This is a genomic window from Actinacidiphila cocklensis (assembly GCF_907177275.1).
In the GTDB taxonomy this organism is placed as follows: Bacteria; Actinomycetota; Actinomycetes; order Streptomycetales; family Streptomycetaceae; genus Actinacidiphila; species Actinacidiphila cocklensis.
In genome coordinates, this window is sequence record NZ_CAJSLV010000128.1 from 1 (window position 1) to 10,169 (window position 10,169).

At 72.4% G+C, this 10,169-nt stretch carries 9 protein-coding genes; 3 read left to right on the forward strand and 6 right to left on the reverse strand.

The features are described from left to right. Window positions 1-174: 174 nt before the first annotated feature. Window positions 175-1,221, forward strand: coding sequence for a sigma-70 family RNA polymerase sigma factor (locus NFU81_RS40485; protein WP_251502313.1), 1,047 nt, complete (start codon window positions 175-177; stop codon window positions 1,219-1,221). 22 nt (window positions 1,222-1,243) lie between these two features. Here the strand turns inward: NFU81_RS40485 and NFU81_RS40490 are convergent, their stop codons facing one another. After that, a complete protein-coding gene (locus NFU81_RS40490; RefSeq protein WP_251502314.1) occupies window positions 1,244-1,690 on the reverse strand; it encodes a MarR family winged helix-turn-helix transcriptional regulator in 447 nt (148 codons plus the stop codon). A gap of 110 nt (window positions 1,691-1,800) precedes the next feature. On the opposite strand from NFU81_RS40490, the gene NFU81_RS40495 reads away from it, so the two are divergent. Continuing rightward, window positions 1,801-2,751: a quinone oxidoreductase family protein gene (locus tag NFU81_RS40495; RefSeq protein WP_251502315.1), complete on the forward strand. Its 951-nt coding sequence runs from the start codon at window positions 1,801-1,803 to the stop codon at window positions 2,749-2,751. Window positions 2,752-2,963: 212 nt separating this feature from the next. On the opposite strand, the gene NFU81_RS40500 is transcribed toward NFU81_RS40495, so the two are convergent. The 4 genes from NFU81_RS40500 to NFU81_RS40515 all read right to left on the reverse strand — a co-directional run bounded on the left by NFU81_RS40500 (window position 2,964) and on the right by NFU81_RS40515 (window position 7,639). Continuing rightward, window positions 2,964-4,082, reverse strand: coding sequence for a LacI family DNA-binding transcriptional regulator (locus tag NFU81_RS40500; protein WP_251502316.1), 1,119 nt, complete (start codon window positions 4,080-4,082; stop codon window positions 2,964-2,966). A 98-nt stretch (window positions 4,083-4,180) separates the two neighbouring features. After that, a complete protein-coding gene (locus tag NFU81_RS40505; RefSeq protein ID WP_308208379.1) occupies window positions 4,181-5,830 on the reverse strand; it encodes an extracellular solute-binding protein in 1,650 nt (549 codons plus the stop codon). 22 nt (window positions 5,831-5,852) lie between these two features. Continuing rightward, the gene (locus NFU81_RS40510) at window positions 5,853-6,788 is read right to left on the reverse strand and encodes a carbohydrate ABC transporter permease (RefSeq protein ID WP_251502317.1); all 936 of its coding nucleotides are present in this window, start codon (window positions 6,786-6,788) and stop codon (window positions 5,853-5,855) included. Beyond that, the gene (locus NFU81_RS40515) at window positions 6,785-7,639 is read right to left on the reverse strand and encodes an ABC transporter permease (protein ID WP_251502321.1); all 855 of its coding nucleotides are present in this window, start codon (window positions 7,637-7,639) and stop codon (window positions 6,785-6,787) included. The genes NFU81_RS40510 and NFU81_RS40515 overlap by 4 nt, the downstream gene beginning before the upstream one ends. Before the next feature lie 286 nt (window positions 7,640-7,925). On the opposite strand from NFU81_RS40515, the gene NFU81_RS40520 reads away from it, so the two are divergent. After that, entirely contained in the window at window positions 7,926-8,927 is a 1,002-nt protein-coding gene (locus NFU81_RS40520) for a hydroxyacid dehydrogenase (RefSeq protein WP_251502318.1), read from the forward strand. A gap of 32 nt (window positions 8,928-8,959) precedes the next feature. Here NFU81_RS40520 and NFU81_RS40525 read toward each other — a convergent pair. Further along, on the reverse strand, window positions 8,960-10,169 hold a 1,210-nt coding region (locus tag NFU81_RS40525; protein ID WP_251502319.1), incomplete at its 5' end, for a type IV secretory system conjugative DNA transfer family protein.

The following is a 10,169-nucleotide window of genomic DNA, read 5'->3' on the forward strand; positions in this document are numbered from 1 at the left end:
TACTGCAGGGGGGACCCTGTGGGAGAGTAGGACGCCGCCGAACAATTATTAGAAGAAGCCCCGCCCCGAGATTTTCTCGGGGCGGGGCTTCTTTGCGTTGTGCGGCCACTTTTCGGGGCGGGCGGTGTCTGTACCCGTGAGGATGGACGTGGTGCGGGCGTGAGGAGGGCCGACATGGCGGATGCCGCGGACGGGACGGGTGCGGCGGACGTACTGGAGCTGGCGCGGGCGGGGGACGGGGAGGCGTTCCGGGCGTTGACCGAGCCGTACCGGCGGGAGTTGCAGGTGCACTGCTACCGCATCGTCGGGTCGTTGCAGGACGCCGAGGACCTTCTGCAGGAGACACTGCTGGCCGCGTGGCGCGGGCTCGACGGCTTCGAGGGCCGGGCGTCCATGCGGACCTGGCTGTACCGGATCGCGACCAACCGCTGTCTCAACGCGCTGCGGGCCGGCGACCGTCGCCGCCGGCACGAGCCCGCGTCCGTACCGCTGGAGGTTGTGTTGCCCGAACCGAGCCGGCACCGTGCGGAGCCGAGGTGGCTCGAGCCCTACCCCGACGCACTGCTGGCCGACCTGCCCGACCGGTCGCCGGGACCCGAGGCGCGCTACGAGACCAGGGAGTCGGTGTCGCTGGCGTTCCTTTCCGGGCTGCAGCAGTTGCCGCCGCGGCAGCGGGTCGTGCTGGTGCTGCGTGACGTGATGGGGTTCAGGGCCGCGGAGGTGGCCGGGATGCTCGGCGCCACGGAGAACGCGGTGACCAACGCGCTGAAGCGGGGGCGTGCCACGCTTGCGGCCGCGCTGCCGGGGCTGGACCGGGAGCGGGCGCCGCTGCCGGGGTCGGCACGGGAGCGGCGGGTGGTGGAGGCCTTCACGCGTGCCTTCCAGGCGGGGGACGTGGACGCGATCGTGGCCCTGCTCGCGGACGACGTGTGGCTGACGATGCCGCCGCTCGACATGGAGTACGAGGGCCAGGAGGCGGTCGGGCACTTCCTGCGGACCGTCGTGATGTCCGGCGGGCGCAGCTACGTCCTGCGGCCTGTCCGGGCGAACGGGCAGCCGGCGTTCGGCATCTACCGGCGCGACCCGGGGTCGGCGATCGTGCACGCGCACGGGGTGATGGTGCTGACGCTGTCGGGGGACCGTGTTGCGGCGATGACCAGGTTCATCGACAACGGGCTGCTGTCGGGGTTCGGGCTGTCGAGGTCGCTGCGCGAGTCGTAGCCGCCGGCGGTTGCAGCGGTGTTCACGGGCGGCGGGTCTGGTCGACCAGGGTCGCGGTGGCCCGGTCGAGCAGGTCGCACAGGGCCGCGTGCTCGGCCGGGCTGAAGGCGTCGGACAGCTGCCGCTCCAGGACGTTGACCTCCTGGTAGGCGTGGTCGAGCAGGGTGGTGCCCGCGGGGGTGAGGCGGGCGATCAGCACCTTGGCGTGCACCGGGGAGGGAGTGCGGCGGATCAGGTCCTTGCCCTGGAGGGTGGTCAGGACGGTGGCCATGCTCTGCTGGGTGACGCCGCAGGCGCGGGCGAGTTGGGCGCCGGACAGGCCGTCCTCGCGGGAGAGGGCGAGCAGCACGGTGTACTGCGTCATCGTCAGGCCGTAGCCGCGCAGGACGCCTTCGTGATGGGCCATCAGGGCCTGTTCCGCGCGGCGGATGCGGGTGCAGAGGTACTCCTCGACGGGGGCGTCGGCCATAACGGCGGGCCTTTCACATCTCGCTGAGTTGACTCAGCTATCTGATACTGCTTGGATCGGCCGCAGCCGAGGAGTCTCAGGATACTGAGTCAACGCAAGGAGCTGTGGGCATGAAGGCTGTCGTGCTGGACGGGGTCGGGCAGTACCGCGTCGAGGATGTGCCGGAACCCGTGCCGGGAGCGGGCGAGGTGGCCGTACGCGTCGCCTACGCGGGGGTGCAGTGGGGGGACGTCCTGGTGCGGGACGGGCACATACCGCTGGCGCGGCCCTTCGTGCCCGGTTTCGAGGCCGCGGGGCGGATCGTCGCAGTCGGGGAGGGGGTCGCGCCGGAGCGGGTCGGGGAGGAGGTCGTCGCCCTCGTCGAGGGCGGGGCCTGCGCGGAAGTCGTCGTCGCGCCCGCCGTGCTGGCGCTCGGCGTCGGGGCGGCACCGCTGCGGGACGCCGCAGGGCTGGGGTGGGCGGGGCCGGCCGCGTACGACCTGGTCGAGCGGGTGGGGCGGGTGCGGGAGGGGGAGCGGGTGCTCATCCACGCGGCCGCGGGCGGTGTCGGTACGCTCGCCGCGCAGTTCGCCCGCGCGGCGGGCGCCGCGACGGTGGTGGGGGTGGTGGGCAGCGCCGTGCGGGCGGCGTACGCGGAGGGGTTCGGCTACGACCGGGTCGTCACCCGGGACGTGTTCCCCGGCGCGCTCGGGGACGACCGCTTCGACGTCGTCCTCGATCCCGTCGGGGGTGCGACGCGGACCGCGAACGTGGCGCTGCTCGCGCCGCACGGGCGGCTGGCCGTCTACGGGAACCTGGCGGGGCACGCATCCGTCGACGTCTCGGTGGACGAGCTGCTCATGCGGGGGGTTTCCGTGCTGGGGTACAACAGCGCGCTGCTGTCCCGTACGCATCCCGGGCGGCTTGCCGCGAGCGGGGTTCACGTTCTCGGCCTCGTGGCGGCCGGGGCCGTCCGGGTCGGGCTCGGTCCCGAGCTGCCGCTCGACGGGGTGGCCGCTGCGGTGGCCCGCCTCGCGGCCGGGGCCGCTGCTCCCGGCAAGACCCTGCTCCGGGTGTCCTGAGGCCGGCCCCTCCGGGGCGGGAGGTCGCCTGGTTCCGGGACCTTCCCCGGGCGGGTGGCTTGTCGCGCAGTTCCGCCCCCAGCTCCCCCGGGCGGGTTTCACTTGCTGTGGCGTTGCCTTCCTTCCCGCCTCTTCGGCGAAGCTCCGGGGGCGGAACTGCGCGACCGGCCACTATGCGGCCGCAGGCGGGCAACGCACCGCAAGGGGCACTTTCACGGCAGGCGGCGGACGCTTTCGCGGAGGACCGTGTGGGTGCCGAGGAGGTGGCGGGACTGGGTGGTGGGGCGGGGGGTGGCCTCGGCCAGGGCGAGGCGGACGGCTTCGCGGCCCAGTTCGTAGGCCGGGATGTTGACCGTGGTCAGCGGGGGGTTGAGGTCCTGGGCGAGGCCGTCGTTGTTGTAGCCGACGACGGAGATGTCGTCCGGCGTGCGCAGCCCGTACTCGCGCATCGCGGCCATCGCCCCGGCGGCGACCTGGTCGTCGCCGGCGAAGACCGCGGTGAACTCGGGCCGTCCGTCGCAGTCGGCGAGGATCTGGCGCATGGCGGCGTAGCCGTGGACGCGGCCGAGGCCGACGCCGGCGATGCGTTCGGCGGCGGGCGGCAGGCCGTGGTCGGCGAGGGCGCGGCGGTAGCCGGCGATGCGCGGTTCCACGGTGGTGTGGCCCGGCATGGTGCCGAGGTAGAGGATGTCGCGGTGGCCCGCGGACAGCAGGTGGCTGACGACGGCGTACGCGCCGGCCTCGTTGTCGTACTCGACGACCAGGACGGGCATGTCGGGGCTGGGTGCGGGCCGCCCGCACAGGACGAGGCGGGAGCCGGCGGCGGCCAGCCCGTGGGCGTACTCGTTGAGGCGGGCCTGGTAGCGCTCGTCCTCGACGGCGCCGCCGACCAGGACGACGAACTCGGAGCGCTGCTCGCGCATCATCTGGACCAGGGCCAGCTCGCGGGCCTCGTCGCCGCCGTGGCTGCAGACCATGCACAGCCGGCCGCGGGCGGCGGCCTCCTGCTCGACGCCCTGCGCGACGCTGGCGTAGAAGGCGCTGTCCACCGACGAGACGATGACCGCGATCGTCTTGGGGCCGGTGCCGGCGAGGGCTCGGGCGCGGCCGTCGATGACGTAGTCGAGGTCCTTGACGGCCCGCAGCACCTTGGCGCGGGCGGCGGCGGACGTGGGGTAGTTGCCGGCCAGCACCCGCGAGACGGTGGCGACCGACACGCCCGCCCGGTCCGCGACGTCGCGGATGGTGGCGCGGCGGGTGACGCCGCCGGTCGTGTCCGGCCCGATCGTGTCAGGCCCGGTGGTGCCAGGCCCAGGTGAAGTCTCCGCCATCCCCGCCATCCGATATCCCCGGCGCGCCGGTGTCCGATGCGACCGCGTGCCGCCGACCAGCGTAATGGCCCTGGTGCGGCGGCGCGGTCCGGTACATGTCAGTGGTTGGAGGCGTAGTCCTTGGCGTAGTCCTCGGCGATCCGGTCCAGGCCCATGGACCGCATCTTCTTCACCGTGTCGTCCCAGGCGCTCAGCGGCTTGCGGCCGGCGATGATGGAGCCGACGGTGTCGGTGCGCAGGGTGTCGATGGAGGCGCCGACCTTGCTGTTGTTCTCGGACTGCAGGCCCCAGGCGGGGTTGCGGACCAGCATCGGGGCGACCTTGAGCTGCCAGGCGTGGTTGCGCTGGACGACGTCGGGGCGGCCGGGCACGTAGAGGACCTGCGGGGCGTCGCACAGGTACTTGACGGGCAACTGCACCGGGTTCTCGACCAGGCCCAGGTCGGTGGCGATGGGCGAGCCGTTCTTGTCGCGGGTGAAGTGCGTGCCCTCGACGCCGAAGTGGTTCAGCTCGTACTCCTTGGTGCCGAACGGCGACGCCAGGTAGTCCAGCACCCGCAGGATGAGCTTGATGCGGTCCGGGGTGGTCTTCTTCAGCACGGTGTAGCCCCAGGCGCCCTTCGCGCGCTGCATGCCGGGCTTGGCGCCGTTGCCGGGCGTGTAGGGGACGGCCGCGTCGAGGACGAAGGCGTCCTTGATGCTGGGGACGGAGGTGCTGAGCGCCCCGAAGCCGTCGACCATCGAGGCGACGGTGCCGTTGTAGAAGTAGGTCTTCGTGTCGACGGTGGAGGTGCCGAGCACGTTGGGGTTGTACACGCCCGCCTGCCGCAGCTTGGACATGAACTCGATGCCGGCCCGATACTCGTCGGTGGTGTACGCGCTGACGAAGGCGCTGCCGTCGAGCTTCCAGCCCTGGGGGGCGCCGAAGGCCATGGTGTGCATGGTCTCGCCGAACAGCAGCGGTGCGGACGAGCCGAGGCCGTACTTCTTGCCGTGGGTGGCGTTCTTGGCGACCTCCATGAAGTCGTCGGAGGTCCAGCCGTCCTTCATGCCGGCCGCGGTGAAGACGTCGTTGTTGATCCACAGGCAGTTGCCCGGCGCGGAGCGCTGGACGGGGATGCCGTAGAGGCGGCCGCCGATGTGGCCCATGTCCTGCCAGACGTACGTCGGCAGGTTCGCCAGGTTCGGGTACGCCTTGATCGCGTCGCCCGAGAGGTACTCGGACAGGTCGGCGCACTTGGCCGCGACGAAGTCGGCCTCGCGGGGCAGGGTGTGGCCGCCGCCGAAGTTGATCAGGTCGGGCAGGTCGTTGCCGGCCATCATCGTGGCCATCTTGGTCATGTAGTCGGCGTCGGGTACGACGGTGAACTCGATGTTCACGCCCAGCGCCTCGTTGATCGCCGCCCAGAACCTGTTCTGCCCGGCCGGCTTGGGCGGCGTGCCGTAGGTGATGGACATGACCTTGATCGTCTCGCCCTTGCCCGGCTTGTCGTGGACGGCGCTGACCAGGCTCTTCGGGTACGACAGGTAGCCGGGCTGTATGCCGTCCGCGGTGCCCGGCAGATCGGGTGCGGGGCCGGCGAAGGGGACGTACGCGGGCCAGGGGGCGAGCTTCTTTCCGGCGTTGCCCACGTCGTGCCTGGCCGACGACGTGGAGCAGGCGGTGAGGACGGACGGTGCTGCCATGGCGGCGCCACCTGCGGCGATCGAGCGCAGCAGCGTACGCCGCGAGAACGACGAGGTACTCACGGTGGGTCCTTTCTGAGGGGTGTCAGCTCTTGATGGCGCCGGTGAGCACGCCCTTGGTGAAGTACTTCTGGAGGAAGGGGTAGACGAGCAGGATCGGTACGGTGGCGACCACGAGTACGGCCATCTGGATCGTCTGCGGCGCGGCCACCGCGCCGGCGTCGCCCGCCGCGGAGTCGGCGAGTTGCGAGCCGCCGACGACGTAGGTGCGCAGCACCTGCTGGAGCGGCCAGTGGCCGGAGTCGAGGTAGATCGAGGCGTAGAACCAGGCGTTCCAGTACGAGACCGCGTAGAACAGGCCCACGACGGCGAGTGCAGCCTTGGACAGCGGCAGCACTATGCGGCGCAGGATCAGCCACTCGCCGGCGCCGTCCAGCCTGGCGGCCTCGTACAGCTCCTCGGGGACCGACTGGAAGAAGCCGCGCAGCACGATCAGGTTGAAGACGTTGATCAGGACCGGGGCGACCAGCGCGCCGTAGCTGTCGAGCAGGTGCAGGCCCTTGATCAGCAGGAAGCCGGGGATCATGCCGGGCGGGAAGAGGAAGGTGAACAGGATCAGCAGCAGGATCGGCTTGCCGCCGAAGACGTCGCGCCGGCTGAGGGCGTAGGCCAGGCCGATGGTGCAGGCCAGGCTCGCCGCGGTGCCGATGACCGTGACGCCGGCGCTGACCCACAGGGCGTGGGTGACGATGCCGCCGGCGAACAGCTCCCGGTAGGCGCGCAGCGTCGGGTGCTGCGGCCACAGCACCCAGCCGCCGTTGGCGACGACCTCGGCGTTGGACGCGAAGCTGGTCGAGACGATGATCAGGAAGGGCACGGTGACCAGCAGCACGACTGCGGCCAGCGCGATCGCCTTGGCCACCGTGGTCGCGGCCTTCGGCTGCTCCACCCATGCCGGTCGTACGGGGCCGCGCCGCCGGGCGGGCCGGCCGCGGCGGAGGCTCTGCGTGGCGCTGCTCATCGGTAGACCCCCTGCTCGCCGAGGCGGTGTGCGATCTTGTTGGCGGCGAAGACGAGTGCGGCGCCCACGACGCCCTTGAACAGGCCGGCCGCGGCGGCGTATCCGTAGTCGCCGCCGACCAGGCCCTTGTAGTAGACGAAGGTGTCGATGACCTCGGCGGCGTCGGCTCCGACCGAGGCGCGCTGCAGCAGCATCTGCTCGAAGCCGACGGACAGGATGTCGCCGAGCCGCATGATCAGCAGCAGCACGATGATCGGCCGCACCGACGGCAGGGTGATGTGCCAGAACCGCCGCCATGGTCCGGCGCCGTCTATTGCCGCGGCTTCGTACTGCTGCTCGTCCACCTGGGTGAGCGCGGCCAGGAAGATGATCGTGCCCCAGCCGCAGTCCTTCCAGATCACCTCGGCGATGACCAGCGGCTTGAACGCCGTGGGATTGCCGATGATGTTCACGGTGTGCAGATGGGCGTCGCCCAGCACGTTGTTGAGCAGGCCGGTCTCGCCGAGCACCTGCTGGAAGACCGCGACCACGATCACCCAGGACAGGAAGTGCGGCAGGTACGCCACCGACTGGACGAACCTGCGGACGCTGTCCCGGGTCAGGCTGTGCAGCAGCATCGCCAGCGCGATCGGCACGGGGAAGAAGAACACCAGCTGGAGCAGGGCGATCCACACGGTGTTGAGGACCGCGGACCAGAAGTCCGGGTCGCCGAACATCGTCCGGAAGTTGTCCAGGCCCACCCACTGACTGGCCCACAGGCCGTCGAAGGGGACGTAGTCCTTGAACGCGATGACGTTGCCCGCCAGCGCGCCGTAGTGGAAGACCAGGAAGTACGCCACGCCGGGAGCCATGAGTGCCAGCAGCACCCAGTCCCTGCGCAGCCGTTTGAGGCGCGTCCCGCGCCCCGTCCGTCCGGCCCGTCCGTCTGCACCGGACGCACCCGCCGCCCCTGCGCGGCCGGTGGCGTCCCGTTCGGCAATCGCCATCGCGTCCTCCTCGACGCCTAAGGTGGGGGGAAACTAAACCGGTTACTACGACGTGGTCAACCCCTCTCGCACCAGATGACGTTGACCCGGTGGCGGGCCGCACCTAACCTGAGGGCGTCACGAAGTAACCGATTACACGCAAGGGGCAGACATGGCGGAGCGGCCGAAGCTGGTGCTGGCGATGCGGCAGGACATCCTCGACCTGGTCCTTCCGGCCCCGCTGCGCGCCCGGCTCGGCACGTCGGCCGACGTCCATCCGCTGCTCGTCACCGACGTGCGGGACCCCGCGGCCGGGGCGGCGCTCGCCACCGCGGAGATCCTGCTGACCGGGTGGGGGGCGCCGGAGATCGACGCCGGGCTGCTGGCCCGCGCGCCGCGGCTCGGCGCGGTCATCCACGCGGCGGGCACCGTCAAGCACCATGTGCACGCGGTGGTGTGGGAGCGGGGGATCGCCGTATCGTCGGCCGCCGACGCCAACGCCGGGCCGGTCGTGGACTTCACCATGGCCACGGTGGTCCTCGCGGCCCGCCGCGCCCTCGGCGTCGCCGCGGAGTACCGCAGGGGCCGGCTGCCCGGCTACCCCGAGCGGCGCGGCGCCGACGGCGCCGTCGTCGGCGTCATCGGGGCGTCACGCATCGGGCGCGGCGTCATCGCGCGGCTGCTCGCCGCGGACGCCGGCTTCCAGGTGCTGCTGGCCGACCCGTACGTCTCGGCGTCCGACGCCGCCGCGCTGGGGGTGCGGCTGGTCGACCTCGACGAGCTGTGCGCGGCCTCCGACATCGTCACCGTCCACGCGCCCGACCTGCCGGAGACCAGGCACCTGCTCGACGCCCGGCGCATCGGGCTGATGCGGGACGGGGCGGCCGTCATCAACACGGCGAGGGGGCGGCTGGTCGACACCGAAGCGCTGGCGCTGGCCTGCGCCGAGGGGCGGCTCGACGCGTACCTCGACGTGACGGACCCCGAGCCGCTGCCGGTGGGCCACGTGCTGCACACCCTGCCGAACGTGCTGCTCACCCCGCACATCGCCGGGTGCCAGGGGGCGGAGGTCCAGCGCCTCGGCGCCTACGCGGTCTCCGAGGTCGAGCGCTACGCCGCAGGCGAGCCGCTCCTCGGCGCCGTCCACGCCGCCGACCTCGCCCGTATCGCGTAGCGACCCTCCCCCGCCGGGGGAGGGCGGGGAGGTCAGCGCAGCAGGACCGCGTCGGGGACGCCCGGGGTTGCCTCGGCCAGGGTCACGCGGAGGTCGGCGTGCGGCCACAGGGCGCTCGGCCAGCGGGCCAGCGCCTGTTCGGGGGAGCGGAGGACCGCAAGGGTGGGGAGGCCGGCGGCGGTGCCCGTGGCGAGCAGGTCGGCGAGGTCGGGGACCGGGGCCAGGGCGGCGACGTCGTCCAGCACGAAGGTCAGTGGTGGGTCGAGCCGGCCGGCGGATGACCCTGCGGCCATGCGCCGGCCGTGCTCGACCACGCTGGAGACGAGTGCGGTGAGCAGCGGCATCGCACCCAGGTGGGTGCGCGGGTCCTCGATCCGCTCGCCCACCACGTAGAGCGTTCCCCTTTCCGCGCCCCATGACTCCAGGTCGAGCCCTCCGGTCCGCGCCGGATTGCACGCGTCGCGGATGTGCACGGAATTCAGCGGCTCCAGCGTCTGCCGGATCAACGCCTGGGCGGCGTCCCGCCGTTCGTGGTGGGCGTGCAGCACCGACTCCAGTTCGCCGCTCCAGCCGGAGGCCGCACCGGTGTCGGTGCGCAGGATGCGCACCGCTTCGGCCGCGGCGGCGCCGCCCGCCGCCCAGCGGTGCACCTGCCGGAAGGGGAGGCCGTCCACCGCGGCGGCGTGCAGCCAGCAGCGCAGCAAGGTGACGGCGGTGGCGTGCACGATGGCCTCGTCGGCACGTGCGGTACGCAGCGGCGCCAGCAGCGCCGCGGCCCGTGTCCCGGCGGTGCCGGGGCGCTCGCAGCCGCCGTGCGGTGCCCAGCGCAACCTCCCCGGCACGTCGAGCAGATGCGCCGGGTCGTAGACGTGCACCGGGCCGAGCTTGCTGCGGTTGCCGACCGTCTGGTGGTAGGTGTCCGGGTCGGCGGTGGTGACCAGCACCGGTCCCGCCGCGGCCAGCACCGCGGGTTGCACGACCCGCTTGGCCTGGTCGCCGCGCGGGCCGGCGAAGAGCGCGTAGGTGCGGGTGACCTCGCCGCCGTCGAGGACCGCGGGCCGCGGTTCGCGGGCCGCAGGGCGCGGGTCGCCCGCGACCGCGGGCAGCTCGGCGGTGACCGGGTCCGCGGGCCGCGGCGGCACGGCCTGCGGCACCGTACGGAACCAGGCGTCGAGCCCGTCCCCGTCCCCGTGGCCCTTGCCGCGGGCGCTGTCGCCGCTGCCCTGGACCGCAGCGGCGCGG